Below are 16385 nucleotides of genomic sequence, written 5' to 3'. Positions count from 1 at the left end.
GGTGGCACGGGGGTGTGCCGTTGAAGGGGCGATCACGTCTCTCGCGGGTGCCCAGCGCTGCCCGGCCGGGCGGCGACGGTGCCGGACACCCCCGTCGTCCACTCTGCTGTAGCGGCGACGTACGTACCGCATGGTGCTGCGGCACATGCAGAGCGTGATCGCGGGGTGTACATGCCGTCCTCCCCTCGCTCCCTTCGCTGGAAACCTCAACCGGAGGAGAAAATCTGGCATTCCCGCCCGGCGGCGCCGATCCTGTTGCCGCAGCCCTCGTCTTACTGCCGACTTATGGCCGAAAAGGGCAGGATGGAGGTCACACACCCCACGAAGGCCCCTGCCCGCGTGCGCCGCTGCGCGCTACGCGGGTGGACAGAGGAAGGACAAGCGACGTGCGCGTACTCGTCGTCGAGGACGAGCAATTGCTCGCCGATGCGGTGGCCACCGGACTGCGCCGGGAGGCCATGGCCGTCGACGTCGTGTACGACGGCGCGGCCGCCCTCGAGCGCATCGGCGTCAACGACTACGACGTGGTCGTCCTCGACCGTGACCTCCCCCTCGTGCACGGCGACGACGTCTGCCGCAGGATCGTCGAGCTGGGCATGCCCACGCGCGTGCTGATGCTCACCGCGTCCGGTGACGTCAGCGACCGTGTGGAGGGCCTGGAGCTCGGCGCCGACGACTACCTTCCCAAGCCCTTCGCGTTCAGCGAGCTGATCGCGCGCGTGCGTGCCCTCGGCCGCCGCACCAGCATGCCGCTGCCCCCCGTCCTGGAGCGCGCCGGCATCAAGCTCGACCCGAACCGCCGCGAGGTCTTCCGCGACGGCAAGGAGGTCCAGCTCGCGCCGAAGGAGTTCGCGGTCCTGGAGGTGCTGATGCGCAGCGAGGGCGCGGTGGTCTCCGCCGAGCAGCTCCTCGAGAAGGCCTGGGACGAGAACACGGACCCCTTCACCAACGTGGTGCGCGTGACCGTGATGACGCTGCGCCGCAAGCTGGGCGAGCCCGCCGTGATCGTCACCGTCCCCGGCTCGGGCTACCGGATCTGATGACCGTGGCCGCCACTCCCGCCCCTCCGCAGGCACCCCCCAAGCCCACCTGGGACCCCCGGAGACCGCAGCCGGTCTTCCCGTGGCTGCGCCCGACCATCCGGATACGGCTCACGCTGCTGTACGGCGGCATGTTCCTGATCGCCGGCATCCTGCTGCTGTCGATCATCTACCTGCTCGCCGCGCAGGCGATCAGCACCGGCAATCAGCCGCTGTTCAAGATCGTCAAGTTCTCGTCGCTCCAGGTCTCCAGCGACAACTGCCCCGCGATCAACATGGCCAGCACCACGTCGCAGAGCGTGCCGCTGCCGGACTTCAACCAGGCGATCGCCCGGTGCGTGGACCACCAGCGCCAGGCCGCCCTGGACGACCTGCTGAGCCGTTCGCTGCTGGCCCTGCTCGGCCTGGCCGTGATCGCCTTCGCGTTCGGTTACGCGATGGCCGGACGGGTGCTGTCCCCGCTCGGCCGGATCACCCGCACCGCCCGCGCGGTGGCCGGCTCAGACCTCTCCCGCCGGATCGAACTCGACGGCCCGGACGACGAGCTCAAGGAGCTCGCGGACACCTTCGACGACATGCTGGAGCGGCTGCAGCGGGCCTTCACGGCCCAGCAGCGTTTCGTCGGCAACGCCTCCCACGAGCTGCGCACGCCGCTGGCGATCAACCGCACGCTCCTGGAGGTGCATCTGTCGGACCCGGGGGCACCCGTGGAGCTGCAACAACTCGGCAAGACCCTGCTGGCCACCAACGAACGCAGCGAACAGCTCGTGGAGGGCCTGCTGCTGCTCGCCCGCAGCGACAACCAGATCGTCGAGCGCAAACCGGTCGACCTGGCCGAGGTGGCCACCCAGGCCGTCGACCAGGTGCACGCGGAGGCCGCGGCCAAGGGCGTGGCCGTCCGGGGCGTGCGCAAGCCGGCGGTCGTGCAGGGCAACGGCGTCCTGCTGGAGCGGATCGCGCTGAACCTGGTGCAGAACGCGGTGCGCTACAACGTGCCCGAGGACGGCTGGGTCGAGGTCGACACCGAGATCCAGCACGGCCAGGCGGTACTGTCCGTGTCGAACACCGGTCCGGTGGTGCCGGCGTACGAGATCGACAACCTGTTCGAGCCCTTCCGGCGGCTCCGTACCGAGCGGACGGGCAGCGACAAGGGTGTCGGCCTCGGCCTGTCCATCGTCCGGTCCGTGGCGCGGGCACACGGCGGTCACATCGCGGCACAGCCACGCGAGGGCGGTGGTCTCGTGATGAGGGTCACCTTCCCCGTCTGATGCCGTTGCAAGATCGCGACACACGCGGGGGATGTTCGCTTTGCGCGGAATTTTCGCTCGGTGTGTCGTGGTACCCCTTGTGTGATCGATCACAAGGGCGGATTTCAGGCCATCTACTCTCCGTGATCATGGCGGGGGGAATAAAGCCGGGAAAATCCCTGTTTTCACGGGTCTTGATCACGGGAAGTACAGGGTGAGGCGCCTTTGAGGTGCCTCGTGAGGACCGTGTACGGTCCCCATCGCCATTCAACCCGATCACTCTCGGGGGATCCGGTTGGGTGTCGATTGAGTAACAGACCTTGATGTGAGGCAAAATCTCCGCCTCAGGTCGGGCACAAGTCCGGCCTCTCACGCGTTACGTGCGCTGGAGACACCGCAGACACCCAGAGGGGGAGAGCGACCATGGCAACCGATTACGACACTCCACGCAAGACCGACGACGACGTCGACTCGGACAGTCTTGAAGAGCTGAAGGCCCGGAGGAACGACAAGTCCACGTCCTCGGTGGACGTAGACGAGTTCGAGGCCGCCGAAGGCCTGGAGCTGCCCGGCGCGGACCTCTCGAACGAGGAGCTGGCCGTCCGGGTGCTGCCCAAGCAGCAGGACGAGTTCACCTGCATGAGCTGCTTCCTGGTGCACCACCGCAGCCAGCTGGCCCGGGAGAAGAACGGCCAGCCGATCTGCCGCGACTGCGACTGAGGAGGGGTCGGGCATGACTGGCTCGACCCCACCCCGGAAGCGCCGTTTCCCCCTGCCGGGAGCGGACTCGGGGCCGTCCGACGGCCCACGCGCGCGTGACGACGGGCGAGGCTCATCCGATCCGGGAGCCTCGCTCGAACCGGCGGCCGACCGGGGTGACCTCCCGGCGCCGGCGGACGAGCCCGCGCCCGTCGGCAGGCGACGGGCCGGCGCCATCCGTGACAAGGCCGTGAACCTGGCCCGGGAAGGGGCCCGTAAGGGCGGCAGCCGGGCGAGAGCGGGGCTGGCCTACCTCGCGGACCGGATCATCGAGATCGCCCCTCGTGTCCCCGTACGCGACCTCGGGACCCTGCGCCGGCAGTTCCCGGACCTCGGGCCCGAGCAGCTCGCCGACAAACTGGTGGCGGGTGCGGCGGGCGCGACCTCGGCGGTCGGCGCCGGGGTCGGCGCGGCGGCGATGCTGCCGGTGCCGCCGGCGATGCCGACCGAGCTGGCCGCGGAGATCACCGGGGTCGCGGCGATCGAGCTCAAGCTGATCGCCGAACTCCACGAGGTCTACGGCGTGCGGCCGCCGGGCGGTCTGAAAGCCCGCTCCACCGCGTATCTGGCCTCCTGGTCGGGGGAGCGCGGAATCGACGTGATGAAGCCGTCGACGATCAACAACGCCCTCGGCGGGCACATGAAGCGCGAACTGCGCCAGCAGATCATGAAGCGGATGGTGCGGGACCTGCCCAACCTGATGCCGTTCATGGTGGGCGCCGCGGTGGGCGCGGTCATGAACCGCCGGGACACCAGGAAGCTCGCGGCGCGGATCCGCGCGGACCTGAGAAAGATCCAGGTGCCGTGGGAGGAACTGCCGGAGCTGCCGCCGCTGGAGAAACCGGCGGAGCCGCTGCCGATCGCCGAGCTGCCGGAGGACTTCGGAGGGTGACGGCCGGCGGCGGGAACCGGGCGAGACCTACCGGGCCTGCTTCGCCGCCTCGATCGCCGCCGCCAGAGCCTCCGGCTCCCGGGTCGACAGGTACAGGTACGGCGTCGGGTCCGCCGGGTCCGTGACCTCCACGCGCAGGGCCCCCGGGATGTAGGCGCGCAGCAGAAGGAAGGCGCGGACGTCGGCCTTGTACGTGCGCCAGGCGCGCGCCTCCTCCGGGTCCAGCACCTCCGAGGCGCCGAGCGCGGACACCGGGATCTTGGCCTCGCCCGCGATCAGCGAGTCGCCGACGACCCGGATCCGCGGTGAGCCGTACGAACTGGCCACCACGGCCGCCGCCGCCGTGCCGCCCACCAGGCCGCCGAGCGTGGGCAGGGTGCCGAACGGCAGCAGGACCAGGGCGCACGAGACGCCGAGCAGGAAGCTGAGGAACCACCACGACCGGGGGGCCGTGAGGCGTTCTTCGTACGGGGTGGCGGAGAGCTGCATGGAGCCAAGCTTGGCACGGTGTCCGGATTCGCCGGACGCGCGGGTAAGGTCTGCGCCTGTGAGTGGTAGTTCCGCAGCTCTTCAGCCTCCCGCCAGTGCCAGGAAACCGGTGCGGCACCCCGACGCTCCCGCGCCCGGCGAGCTCATCGGCGCCCACTACGAACAGTGTTTCGGGTGCGGCCACGGGCAGTCGCACGGGCTGCACCTGGAGGTGCGGGCCGGCGAGGGAGTCTCCCTCACCGCCGAGTTCACCGTGCGGGCCGCGCACCAGGGCGCCCCGGGCCTCGCGCACGGCGGTGTCCTCGCCACGGCTCTCGACGAGACGCTGGGCTCGCTGAACTGGCTGCTGCGAAAGATCGCCGTCACCGGACGGCTGGAGACCGACTTCGTACGACCGGTGCCCGTGGGCACCACGCTGCACCTGGCGGCCGAGGTCGCCGCGGTGGCCGGCCGGAAGATCTACTCGACCGCCACCGGGCGCCTGGACGGCCCGGACGGCCCCGTCGCCGTCCGTGCCGAGGCGCTCTTCGTGGAGGTACCGGTCGAGCACTTCACCGACCACGGCCGCGAGGAAGAGATCAAGGCCGCCATGAACGACCCGGACCAGATCCGGCGCACCCGCGCCTTCGAGGTGAACCCGTGAACCCCGCATCCTCCGCGAGCCCGCTCGACGTCCTGATCCGCCGTGTCGACCAGGACGTACCGCTTCCGGCGTACGAGCACCCGGGCGACGCGGGAGCCGATCTGCGCACCACCGAGCCGTGCGAGCTGAAGCCCGGCGAACGGGCCGTCCTGCCCACAGGGGTGTCGATCGCCCTCCCGGAGGGGTACGCGGCCTTCGTACACCCTCGTTCGGGGCTCGCCGCCCGGTGCGGTGTGGCCCTCGTGAATGCCCCGGGGACGATTGATGCCGGGTACCGTGGGGAGATCAAGGTGATCGTGGTGAATCTCGACCCGCGCGAGGCCGTGCGGTTCGAGCGCTTCGACCGGATTGCCCAACTGGTCGTCCAGCAGGTCGAGAGGGTCCGCTTCCAGGAGGTGGCGGAACTTCCCGATTCGGCACGGGCCGAGGGGGGCTTCGGGTCCACCGGCGGGCATGCCGCGGTGGACGACGTGAGCGGCACAAGCGGTCAGGCCGCCGAGGGCGGTCGGCCGGGTGGGAATCGATACGCTTCGGTCGTATCCGACCGGGAAGGACAGTGACGTGTTCGGACGTCGCAACAAGAAGGGTGCCGCCGAGGATGCGGCCGGCGAGGCCGAGCAGGTCGTCGACAGCATCGACACCGAGGCGGACGAGGAAGAGGGCGAGCGCGAGCGCGTGCGCCTGGAGCCGGAGCCCCGGCCCGACGGGCCGTGGGACGCCACCGAGGTGCGGGAGCCGGGCGAGGGCCGGGTGGACCTCGGCGGACTGTTCGTGCCCGGCGTCGACGGCATGGAGCTGCGGGTCGAGGTCGCGGGTGACGCGATCGTCGCGGCGACCGTGGTGCTCAAGGACAGTGCCGTGCAGCTGCAGGCCTTCGCCGCGCCCAAGCGTGAGGGCATCTGGGGCGAGGTGCGCGAGGAGATCGGCTCCGGCATCACCCAGCAGGGTGGCATCGTCGACGAGGTCGAGGGCCCGCTGGGCTGGGAGCTGCGTGCTCAGGTGCCGGTCCAGCTGCCGGACGGCACGGGCGGCTACCAGGTCGTGCGGTTCGTGGGTGTGGACGGACCGCGCTGGTTCCTGCGCGGTGTGATCTCCGGGCAGGGCGCGGTGCAGCCGCAGGCCGCCGGGCTCCTGGAGCAGATCTTCCGGGACACCGTCGTGGTCCGCGGCGAGGGCCCGATGGCACCCCGTGACCCGATCGTCCTGAAGCTGCCGAACGACGCCCAGATGGTTCCCGAGGGCGTCCAGCAGGAGGAGTCCTCGCGCTTCTCCGGCGGCATGGGCCAGCTCCAGCGCGGACCGGAGATCACCGAGGTCCGGTAGCGGAGCCGAGAAGCGGCAGGGCCGTACCCCGAGTCCGGGGTGCGGCCCTTTCACATGCGCGGGTGATCCGGTGTGAATGACCCCGCCTTACTTCACACCTTGACGGAAGTCTGGTCCGTACCTACGGTCTCGGCACGCCTATGTTCACAGAGGCGCTCCAAGTTCACATACGAGAACTAGAACGGAGTCGCTGTGCGTCGCATCCCCCTGCTCGCGGCCGCGGGAGCCCTGCTCCTGGGCGTCTTCACGGCCCCCGCCGCCCATTCGGCCCCCAGCACCTTCGTGCACCCGGGAGTCACCGTCTCCAAGTCCCAGCTGGACTTCGCCCGCGCCGAGGTGCTGGCCGGCGCCCAGCCCTGGAAGTCGGCCTACGACCAGATGATGGCGAGCAAGTACGCCGACCTGAACCGGACGCCCGCCCCCAGGGCAACGGTCGAGTGCGGGTCGTACTCGAACCCCAACTACGGCTGCACCGACGAGCGCGAGGACGCGATCGCCGCCTACACCGACGCCCTTGCCTGGTACGTCACCAGGGACGCGCGCTACGCCCAGAAGGCGATCCAGATCATGGACGCCTGGTCGGCCACCATCACCAGCCACACCAACAGCAACGCGCCCCTGCAGACCGGCTGGGCCGGCTCCTCCTGGCCCAAGGCCGCCGAGATCATCAGGTACACGTACACCGGCACCTGGGCGAACGAGGCCCGCTTCGCCACCATGCTGCGCAACGTCTACCTCCCCACCGTCATCAAGGGCTCCAACTCCAACGGCAACTGGGAGCTGACGATGATGGAGGCCGCCGTCGGCATCTCCGTCTTCCTGGAGGACAAGGCGTCGTACGACACGGCCATGGCCAAGTTCCGCACCCGCACGGCCGCCTACGTCTACCTGGCCTCCGACGGCTCGGTGCCGAAGACCGTGCCCAGCCAGAACCTCGACACCACCGCCAAGATCGTCTCCTACTGGCAGGGCCAGTCCACCTTCGTCACCGGCCTCACCCAGGAGACCTGCCGGGACTTCACGCACACCGGCTACGGCATCTCCTCGATCTCGCACGTCGCCGAGACCAGCCGGATCCAGGGCCAGGACCTCTACGGCACGGACGTCGGCGAACGGCTGCGCCAGGCGCTCGGCTTCCAGGCCAAGTACCAGCTGGGCACCGCCGTCCCCAGCTGGCTCTGCGGCGGCTCCCTGACCCTCGGCCTCGGGCCCGTCACCGAGGTCGGCTACAACGCCCTCCACAACCGGCTGGGCATCGCCATGACCAACACCCAGACGCTCACCCAGAACAACCGTCCCGCGGGCACCAACAACCTCTTCACGGCCTGGGAGACCCTCACCCACGGCGACAACCCCAACTGAGCCGCGCCGAGCTCCTGACGTGCCCCGCGGCCCCTCGGCAGGGCCCGCGGGGCACATCAGGGTTCTGTCAAAGATGCCCGCTGCCGGACCGCCCGGCCCGTTCGCCTGGACTGTTGGCCGTAAGGTCGACGCTGCGTAGGCGGCGGTAAGCGGAAGACAATGGGACCATGGCACGCGGCAAGCTTCGGATCTATCTCGGTGCGGCACCGGGCGTGGGCAAGACCTACGCCATGCTCTCCGAGGCCCACCGGCGTGTGGAGCGCGGCACCGACTGCGTGGTCGCCTTCGTGGAGCACCACGACCGGCCGCGCACCGAGGTGATGCTGCACGGCCTGGAGCAGCTCCAGCGCAGGGAACTGCAGTACCGGGACACCGCCTTCACCGAGATGGACGTGGACGCCGTGCTGCGCCGCGCCCCCGCCGTCGCCCTGGTGGACGAACTCGCCCACACCAACGTCCCCGGCTCCCGCAACGCCAAGCGCTGGCAGGACGTCGAGGAGCTGCTGGCCGCCGGGATCGACGTCGTCTCCACCGTCAACATCCAGCACCTGGAGTCCCTCGGCGACGTCGTCGAGTCCATCACGGGCGTGCGCCAGCGCGAGACCGTGCCCGACGAGGTGGTACGGCGCGCCGACCAGATCGAGCTGGTCGACATGTCGCCCCAGGCGCTGCGCCGGCGCATGGCGCACGGCAACATCTACCAGTCCGACAAGGTCGACGCGGCCCTGTCCAACTACTTCCGGCCGGGCAACCTGACCGCACTGCGCGAACTGGCGCTGCTGTGGGTGGCCGACCGGGCCGACGAGTACCTGAAGCAGTACCGCAGCGAGCACCGGGTCTCGAAGATCTGGGGTTCGCGGGAGCGGATCGTGGTCGGGCTGACCGGCGGACCCGAGGGGCGCACGCTGATCCGGCGGGCCGCGCGGCTGGCCGAGAAGGGCGCGGGCGGCGAGGTGCTGGCCGTCTACATATCCCGCAGCGACGGCCTGACCTCCGCCTCCCCGAAGGAACTCGCCGTCCAGCGCACCCTGGTCGAGGACCTGGGCGGCACCTTCCACCAGGTCGTCGGCGAGGACGTCCCCGCGGCCCTGCTCGACTTCGCGCGCGGGGTCAACGCCACCCAGATCGTGCTCGGCTCCTCGCGCCGCAAGGCCTGGCAGTACGTGCTGGGGCCCGGCGTCGGCGCCACGGTCGCCCGCGAGTCCGGGCCCGACCTGGACGTCCACATCGTCACCCACGAAGAGGTCGCCAAGGGGCGCGGACTGCCGGGGGCCCGGGGGGCCCGGCTCGGGCGCGGCCGGATCGTCGCGGGCTGGCTGGCCGGCCTCGCCGGGCCGGCCGTGATGGCGGTGCTGCTGAACACCGTGGATCTCGGCCTCGCCAACGACATGCTGCTCTTCCTGACCCTCACGGTCGCGGCGGCGCTGCTCGGCGGGCTCTTCCCGGCGCTCGCCTCGGCGGCCTTCGGGTCCCTGCTGCTCAACTACTTCTACACCCCGCCCCTGCACCGGCTGACCATCGCCGATCCGAAGAACATCGTGGCGATCGTGGTCTTCTTCGGGGTCGCGCTGTCCGTCGCCTCGGTCGTGGACCTCGCCGCCCGGCGTACCCACCAGGCCGCCCGGCTGCGCGCCGAGTCCGAGATCCTCTCCTTCCTCGCCGGCAACGTGCTGAGAGGGGAGACCAGCCTGGAAGAGCTCCTGGAACGGGTCCGGGAGACCTTCGGCATGGAGTCCGCGGCCCTCCTGGAGCGGTCGGGCGACGTCGAGCCGTGGAGCTGCGCGGGCCGGGCCGGCATCGGCCCCGCCCTGGCCCGGCCCGAGGACGCCGACGTCGACGTACCCATAGGCGACCACATGGCCCTCGCGCTGACCGGCCGGGTGCTGCCCGCCGAGAACCGCCGGGTGCTCGCCGCCTTCGCCGCCCAGGCAGCCGTCGTGCTGGACCGCAGGCGGCTCCAGGAGGAGGCCGAGGGGGCCCGCGCGCTCGCCGAGGGCAACCGGATCCGTACGGCCCTGCTGGCCGCCGTCAGCCATGATCTGCGCACCCCGCTCGCCGGGATCAAGGCGGCGGTGTCGTCGCTGCGCTCGGACGACGTGGCCTGGTCCGAGGAGGACCAGGCGGAGCTGCTGGAAGGCATCGAGGAGGGCGCCGACCGGCTCGACCACCTGGTCGGCAACCTGCTCGACATGTCCCGCCTGCAGACCGGCACCGTCACCCCGATCGTCCGGGAGACCGATCTCGACGAGGTGGTTCCGATGGCCCTGGCCGGGGTCCCCGAGGGCAGCGTGGAGCTGGACGTCCCCGAGAGCCTGCCCATGGTGGAGGCCGACGCCGGGCTCCTGGAGCGGTCGGTGGCCAACCTGGTCGAGAACGCCGTCAAGTACAGCCCGGCCGACCGGCCCGACCGGGTGGTCGTCGTGTCCGCCAGCGCCATCGCCGACCGCGTGGAGCTGCGGATCGTGGACCGCGGGCCCGGCGTGCCCGACGACGCCAAAGAACGCATATTCGAACCCTTCCAGCGCTACGGTGACGCTCCGCGCGGCGCCGGGGTCGGCTTGGGGCTCGCGGTCGCCCGGGGCTTCGCCGAGGCGATGGGCGGCACCCTCAACGCCGAGGACACGCCCGGTGGCGGCCTCACCATGGTCCTCACCCTTCGCGCGGCAGGATCGGTCACCGCAGCAGCAGAACCCGTGGCGCAGGCAGCAGCACGAGCCGCGGCAGAACCGGAAAGGCAGGCCTCATGACCCGTGTGCTCGTGGTCGACGACGAGCCGCAGATCGTGCGCGCCCTCGTGATCAACCTCAAGGCGCGCAAGTACGAGGTCGACGCGGCCCCCGACGGCCGTACCGCCCTCGAACTGGCCGCCTCGCGCCACCCCGACGTGGTCGTCCTCGACCTCGGCCTGCCCGACATGGACGGCGTCGAGGTGATCAAGGGGCTGCGCGGCTGGACCCGGGTGCCGATCCTGGTGCTGTCCGCCCGGCACACCTCCGACGAGAAGGTCGAGGCGCTCGACGCGGGCGCCGACGACTACGTCACCAAGCCCTTCGGCATGGACGAGCTGCTGGCCCGGCTGCGGGCCGCCGTCCGGCGTGCCGAGCCGGTCGCCGGCGGCGGCGAGGACGACGTGCTGGTGGAGACCGAGGGGTTCACCGTCGACCTGGCCGCGAAGAAGGTCAACCGGGCCGGCAGGGACGTCCGGCTGACCCCCACCGAGTGGCATCTGCTGGAGGTGCTGGTCCGCAACACCGGCCGGCTGGTCAGCCAGAAGCAACTGCTGCAGGAGGTGTGGGGCCCGTCGTACGGGACCGAGACCAACTACCTGCGCGTGTACATGGCGCAGCTGCGCCGCAAACTGGAGACGGACCCCTCGCACCCCGAGCACTTCATCACGGAGCCGGGGATGGGGTACCGGTTCGAGAAGTGAGCCGCGGTTCGACCGGGGGTCCGGGGTGGCCCCCCGGGGGATGCGGCATCACGGAGCCGGGGACGGGGTGCCGGTTCGAGAAGTGGGCCGGGACGTGAGCTGGACTACGGCAGTGCCGGTGGGCCCCGGTACGCTTTCAGACATGAGTGCTGTTCCTCGTCCCGAAAAGCCGGCCGGCCGGTTCCGGCGCATGCTGGGCCGGCTGTCCTCGTCGCAGGAGGACCTGGAGTCCGAGGAGCTGCGCGAGGACGCCGACACGGCGGGCTGCATCCGGATCGGCGACTGCCATGACCGGCAGATCGTCACCGTTACTGGTACCTTGCGCACGGTCACCCTGCGGCCGCGCGCCGGAGTCCCGGCCCTGGAGGCCGAGCTGTTCGACGGCTCCGCGGCGCTGGACGTGGTGTGGCTCGGCAGACGCTCCATCGTGGGCATAGAACCGGGGCGCAGACTGATCGCATCGGGCCGGATCTCGCTGAGCCGGGGCCGCCGGGTGCTGTTCAACCCCAAGTACGAACTGAGACCCCTCGGTAGGGAGTAGCCGGTGACGTCGCTCGACAAGCCGACCGAAGACACGCAGGCAAAGGACGACGCGCGGGCGGTGACCGAGGCCGCGCTGTTCGAGGCCTTCGGCGGCGTGCGCGGCATGGTCGAGACGGTCCTGCCCGGCCTGCTGTTCGTCACGATCTTCACCCTCAACAAGGACCTGCACTGGTCGGCGATCGCCGCCCTCGCGGTCTCCGTGGTGCTGGTCGTGGTCCGCCTGGCCATGCGGGACACCGTCAAGCACGCCTTCAGCGGGGTCTTCGGCGTCGTCTTCGGTGTCGTCTTCGCGATGATGACCGGCAACGCCAAGGACTTCTACCTGCCCGGCATGCTCTACACGCTGGGTCTGGCGGTGGCCTACATCGTCACCACGCTGTGCGGGGTGCCGCTGATCGGCCTGATCCTCGGCCCGGTCTTCAAGGAGAACCTCTCCTGGCGCACCCGCAACCCCGGCCGCAAGAAGGCGTACGCGAAGGCCAGCTGGGCCTGGGGCCTGATCCTGCTCGCCAAGTGCGCGATCCTCTTCCCGCTGTACTGGTGGGCCGACACGGCCCAGCTCGGCTGGGTGCTGGTCGCGCTGAAGATCCCGCCGTTCCTGCTCGCCGTCTGGCTCACCTGGGTCTTCCTGGCGAAGGCGCCGCCGCCGATCGACGTCTTCGCCGAGATGGAGGCGGAGGAGAAGGCCGAGGAGGAGCGCAAGGCCGCGCTGGCCGCCGAGAGCGGCGAGCCCTCCGGCGGACGCCACCGCAGGTAGGCCGGTATCCGGACACGACAGAGGGGCGCCCTCCGCTACGGGGGAGGGCGCCCCTCTGTCGTGCTGCGTCAGTCTTCCCGCCGTACCGACAGCAGATCCTCCAGCTGTTCCTCGCGCGCCTGGGCCGCGACGAAGAGGAGTTCGTCGCCCGCCTCCAGGGAGTCGTCGCGGGAGGGGGTGAGGACCCGGGTGCCGCGGATGATCGTGACCAGCGAGGTGTCCTCGGGCCACTCCACGTCGCCGACCTGGGTGCCGGCCAGCGCCGACTCCTCGGGCAGCGTCAGCTCCACCAGGTTGGCGTCGCCGTGGCTGAAGCGGAGCAGCCGGACCAGGTCGCCGACGCTCACCGCCTCCTCGACCAGGGCGGACATCAGGCGAGGCGTCGAGACGGCCACGTCCACACCCCAGGACTCGTTGAACAGCCACTCGTTCTTCGGGTTGTTGACCCGGGCGACGACGCGCGGAACGCCGTACTCGGTCTTCGCCAGGAGGGAGACGACCAGGTTCACCTTGTCGTCGCCCGTCGCGGCGATCACGACGTTGCAGCGCTGCAGCGCCGCCTCGTCCAGGGAGGTGATCTCACAGGCGTCGGCGAGCAGCCACTCCGCCTGCGGGACCCGCTCCACCGAGATGGCGGTCGGGGCCTTGTCGATCAGCAGGACCTCGTGGCCGTTCTCCAGCAGCTCGCCCGCGATCGAGCGGCCGACGGCGCCGGCTCCGGCAATGGCGACCCTCATCAGTGACCGCTCTCCTCTTCCGGACCCCCGGCGAAGGCGGCCTCGACCTTGTCGACGTCGTCCGTGCGCATCATCACGTGCACGAGGTCGCCCTCCTGGAGCACCGTCTGCGAGGTCGGCAGCATCGCCTCGCCGAGCCGGGTCAGGAACGCGACCCGGACGCCGGTCTCCTCCTGGAGCGTGCTGATCTTGTGCCCGACCCACTTCGGGGAGGCGTGCACCTCGGCGAGCTGGACCCCGCCGGTGGGGTCGCGCCACAGCGGCTCCGCGCCCGAGGGCAGCAGCCGGCGCAGCATCTGGTCGGCGGTCCAGCGGACCGTGGCGACGGTCGGGATGCCGAGGCGCTGGTAGACCTCGGCGCGGCGTGGGTCGTAGATACGGGCCGCGACGTTCTCCACGCCGAACATCTCGCGGGCGACCCGGGCCGAGATGATGTTCGAGTTGTCTCCGCTGGAGACGGCGGCGAAGGCGCCGGCCTCCTCGATGCCCGCTTCACGCAGGGTGTCCTGGTCGAAGCCGACCCCGGTGACCCGGCGGCCGCCGAATCCCGGGCCCAGCCTGCGGAAGGCGGTGGGGTCCTGGTCGATCACGGCGACCGTGTGCCCCTGCTGCTCCAGGGTCTGGGCGAGAGCGGAACCCACTCTGCCGCAGCCCATGATGACGATGTGCACGACCGTCCTTCCGGTGTCCCAAAGTTACTGCTCAGCCCCATCAGGGTCTCAGACCGACGCCCAAGCTACACACGTACCGTCCCGGCCGGGCACCCCTCGGCCAAGCTCATCGCCGAGTGATGCTGCGCACGCTCCAGGCGGTGAGGATCCCGAGGCCGAGGAGGGTCACCGCGGCGCCGATCAGTTCTGCGGTCGCGGGCATGAGACCTCCGAAGTGCGATGACAGGCGGGATCTGCCATCTAGGCACGAATGACGCGCAGGGTACGGAATGCGCAGTTCCAGCCGTCACCTTTTTCACTCGGGAGGCAGATCGTGCCCTGCGGCTGGAGCCATGCCAGGTGGAAGGCCTACGATCCTCTCTCGTGTCCAAACTGACCGACGTGCCCAAACGGATCCTGATCGGGCGGGCTCTGCGCAGTGACCGGCTGGGCGAGACGCTCCTGCCGAAGCGCATCGCCCTCCCCGTCTTCGCCTCCGACCCGCTGTCCTCCGTCGCCTACGCGCCGGGGGAGGTCCTGCTGGTCCTGTCCATCGCGGGTGTGTCGGCCTACCACTTCAGCCCCTGGATCGCGCTCGCGGTCATCGTGCTGATGTTCACCGTGGTCGCCTCCTACCGGCAGAACGTGCACGCCTACCCGAGCGGCGGCGGCGACTACGAGGTCGCCACCACCAACCTCGGCAACAAGGCCGGCCTCACCGTGGCCAGCGCCCTGCTCGTCGACTACGTCCTGACCGTCGCTGTCTCCATCGCCTCCGGCATCGAGAACCTCGGCTCGGCGATCCCCTTCGTGGTCGAGCACAAGGTCTTCTGCGCCGTCACCGTGATCGTGCTGCTGACCCTGATGAACCTGCGCGGGGTGAAGGAGTCCGGCAAGCTCTTCGCGATCCCGACGTACGTGTTCGTCGGCGGCGTCTTCATCATGATCGCGTGGGGGGCCTTCCGGGGCCTGGTCCTCGGGGACACGATGCGGGCCCCGACCGCCGGCTTCCACATCAAGGCCGAGCACCAGGGTCTGGCGGGCTTCGCACTCGTCTTCCTGCTCCTGCGCGCCTTCTCCTCCGGCTGTGCCGCGCTCACCGGTGTCGAGGCGATCTCCAACGGCGTCCCGGCCTTCCGCAAGCCGAAGTCGAAGAACGCGGCGACCACCCTGGCCATGATGGGCCTGCTGGCCGTCACCATGTTCTGCGGGATCATCGCGCTCGCCGCGGTCACCAAGGTCCGCATGGCCGAGAACCCGGCGACCGACCTGATCCACAACGGTGTCCCGATCGGCTCGGGCTACGTCCAGAACCCGGTGATCTCCCAGGTCGCCGAGGCCGTCTTCGGCAAGGGCAGCCTGCTGTTCATCGTGCTCGCCGCCGCCACCGCACTGGTCCTGTTCCTGGCCGCGAACACGGCGTACAACGGCTTCCCGCTCCTCGGCTCGATCCTCGCCCAGGACCGCTACCTGCCGCGCCAGCTGCACACCCGCGGCGACCGTCTCGCCTTCTCCAACGGCATCGTGCTGCTCGCCGGCGCCGCCGCCCTGCTGGTGGTCATCTACGGCGCCGACTCGACCCGCCTCATCCAGCTCTACATCGTCGGCGTGTTCGTGTCCTTCACGCTCAGCCAGACCGGCATGGTCCGGCACTGGAACCGCCACCTGGCGACCGAGAAGGACCCGGCCAAGCGCAGCCACATGACACGCTCCCGCGCGATCAACGCGTTCGGCGCCTTCTTCACCGGCCTGGTGCTGGTCGTCGTGCTGGTCACGAAGTTCACGCACGGCGCCTGGGTGGCGCTGCTCGGCATGTGCATCTTCTACGCGACGATGACCACGATCCGTAAGCACTACGACCGGGTCTCCGAGGAGATCTCGGCGCCCCAGGAACCGGACGACGACCTGGTCCGCCCCTCGCGCGTGCACTCGGTCGTCCTGATCTCCAAGATCCACCGCCCCACCCTGCGCGCCCTCGCCTACGCCAAGCTGATGCGCTCGGACACCCTGGAGGCGCTCACCGTCAACGTCGACCCGGCCGAGACGAAGGCGCTGCGCGAGGAGTGGGAACGGCGCGGCATAGACGTACCCCTGAAGGTCCTCGACTCGCCCTACCGGGAGATCACCCGGCCGATCATCGAGTACGTCAAGGGACTGCGCGCCCAGTCCCCGCGGGACGCGGTCTCCGTGATCATCCCCGAGTACGTGGTCGGCCACTGGTACGAGCACCTGCTGCACAACCAGAGCGCCCTGCGCCTCAAGGGCCGGCTGCTGTTCACGCCGGGTGTCATGGTGACCTCGGTGCCCTACCAGCTGGCGTCCTCGGAGGCCGCCAGGAACCGGGCCCGCAAGCGGCAGGACTGGAACGCCCCGGGCGCCGTCCGGCGCGGTCCGGCGGAGCACCGGCCGAAGGAGCACAGCGGGGGGTGAGCCGGCGGCCCGTCCCGAGCGGGGCGGGCGCCTTCGCCGAGCACGTAGACTGGTGGGCTGTCGTCGGCCCGCGCGCGGCCGTA

At 70.4% G+C, this 16385-nt stretch carries 16 protein-coding genes; 13 read left to right on the top strand and 3 right to left on the bottom strand.

Annotated features, from left to right (window positions below):
- The first annotated feature begins 386 nt into the window (after positions 1–386).
- From ACFXI4_RS20935 to ACFXI4_RS20920, 4 genes are all read left to right on the top strand, one after another.
- On the top strand, positions 387–1040 hold the full coding sequence (locus ACFXI4_RS20935; protein ID WP_384992963.1) for a response regulator transcription factor: 654 nt from the start codon (positions 387–389) through the stop codon (positions 1038–1040).
- Between the two features lie 5 nt (positions 1041–1045).
- On the top strand, positions 1046–2308 hold the full coding sequence (locus ACFXI4_RS20930; RefSeq protein ID WP_362728893.1) for a HAMP domain-containing sensor histidine kinase: 1263 nt from the start codon (positions 1046–1048) through the stop codon (positions 2306–2308).
- A 402-nt stretch (positions 2309–2710) separates the two neighbouring features.
- A complete protein-coding gene (locus ACFXI4_RS20925; protein WP_003997302.1) occupies positions 2711–3007 on the top strand; it encodes a DUF4193 domain-containing protein in 297 nt (98 codons plus the stop codon).
- A gap of 13 nt (positions 3008–3020) precedes the next feature.
- Positions 3021–3938 carry a hypothetical protein gene (locus ACFXI4_RS20920; RefSeq protein WP_384992960.1) on the top strand — a complete coding sequence of 306 codons (918 nt, stop codon included), beginning with the start codon at positions 3021–3023 and terminating at the stop codon, positions 3936–3938.
- Positions 3939–3965: 27 nt separating this feature from the next.
- Here the strand turns inward: ACFXI4_RS20920 and ACFXI4_RS20915 are convergent, their stop codons facing one another.
- Positions 3966–4427: a DUF3093 domain-containing protein gene (locus tag ACFXI4_RS20915; RefSeq protein WP_384992958.1), complete on the bottom strand. Its 462-nt coding sequence runs from the start codon at positions 4425–4427 to the stop codon at positions 3966–3968.
- 58 nt (positions 4428–4485) lie between these two features.
- Here ACFXI4_RS20915 and ACFXI4_RS20910 point away from each other — a divergent pair, with 58 nt between their 5' ends.
- The 8 genes from ACFXI4_RS20910 (at position 4486) to ACFXI4_RS20875 (ending at position 12485) form a co-directional block, all read left to right on the top strand.
- Positions 4486–5070: a PaaI family thioesterase gene (locus ACFXI4_RS20910; RefSeq protein WP_362727558.1), complete on the top strand. Its 585-nt coding sequence runs from the start codon at positions 4486–4488 to the stop codon at positions 5068–5070.
- Positions 5067–5630: a dUTP diphosphatase gene (dut, locus tag ACFXI4_RS20905; protein WP_362727560.1), complete on the top strand. Its 564-nt coding sequence runs from the start codon at positions 5067–5069 to the stop codon at positions 5628–5630. The genes ACFXI4_RS20910 and dut overlap by 4 nt, the downstream gene beginning before the upstream one ends.
- Position 5631: 1 nt before the next feature.
- Positions 5632–6393, top strand: coding sequence for a DUF3710 domain-containing protein (locus tag ACFXI4_RS20900; RefSeq protein ID WP_384992955.1), 762 nt, complete (start codon positions 5632–5634; stop codon positions 6391–6393).
- Between the two features lie 192 nt (positions 6394–6585).
- Positions 6586–7755, top strand: coding sequence for an alginate lyase family protein (locus ACFXI4_RS20895; RefSeq protein WP_384992953.1), 1170 nt, complete (start codon positions 6586–6588; stop codon positions 7753–7755).
- A 167-nt stretch (positions 7756–7922) separates the two neighbouring features.
- Positions 7923–10502, top strand: a complete 2580-nt coding sequence (locus ACFXI4_RS20890; protein ID WP_384992950.1) for an ATP-binding protein — start codon at positions 7923–7925, stop codon at positions 10500–10502.
- Positions 10499–11185, top strand: a complete 687-nt coding sequence (locus ACFXI4_RS20885; RefSeq protein ID WP_384992947.1) for a response regulator — start codon at positions 10499–10501, stop codon at positions 11183–11185. Before ACFXI4_RS20890 ends, ACFXI4_RS20885 begins: the two co-directional genes overlap by 4 nt.
- 142 nt (positions 11186–11327) lie before the next feature.
- The gene (locus ACFXI4_RS20880) at positions 11328–11726 is read left to right on the top strand and encodes an OB-fold nucleic acid binding domain-containing protein (protein ID WP_362729438.1); all 399 of its coding nucleotides are present in this window, start codon (positions 11328–11330) and stop codon (positions 11724–11726) included.
- 3 nt (positions 11727–11729) lie between these two features.
- Positions 11730–12485, top strand: a complete 756-nt coding sequence (locus ACFXI4_RS20875; protein WP_384992944.1) for a DUF3159 domain-containing protein — start codon at positions 11730–11732, stop codon at positions 12483–12485.
- A 68-nt stretch (positions 12486–12553) separates the two neighbouring features.
- Here ACFXI4_RS20875 and ACFXI4_RS20870 read toward each other — a convergent pair whose 3' ends face one another.
- Together ACFXI4_RS20870 and ACFXI4_RS20865 are read right to left on the bottom strand one after the other, a co-directional pair.
- Complete coding sequence (locus tag ACFXI4_RS20870) at positions 12554–13222, bottom strand: TrkA family potassium uptake protein (RefSeq protein WP_362728232.1); 669 nt, start codon at positions 13220–13222, stop codon at positions 12554–12556.
- On the bottom strand, positions 13222–13893 hold the full coding sequence (locus ACFXI4_RS20865; protein WP_351325777.1) for a TrkA family potassium uptake protein: 672 nt from the start codon (positions 13891–13893) through the stop codon (positions 13222–13224). Before ACFXI4_RS20865 ends, ACFXI4_RS20870 begins: the two co-directional genes overlap by 1 nt.
- Before the next feature lie 363 nt (positions 13894–14256).
- On the opposite strand from ACFXI4_RS20865, the gene ACFXI4_RS20860 reads away from it, so the two are divergent.
- Positions 14257–16302 carry an APC family permease gene (locus ACFXI4_RS20860; RefSeq protein WP_384992940.1) on the top strand — a complete coding sequence of 682 codons (2046 nt, stop codon included), beginning with the start codon at positions 14257–14259 and terminating at the stop codon, positions 16300–16302.
- The last annotated feature ends 83 nt before the right edge of the window (positions 16303–16385 follow it).

The organism is Streptomyces sp. NPDC059224 (assembly GCF_042754285.1).
Classification (GTDB): Bacteria; Actinomycetota; Actinomycetes; order Streptomycetales; family Streptomycetaceae; genus Streptomyces.
Note: the sequence above shows the minus strand (reverse complement) of the source record. Positions and strands in the feature narration are given on the sequence as shown.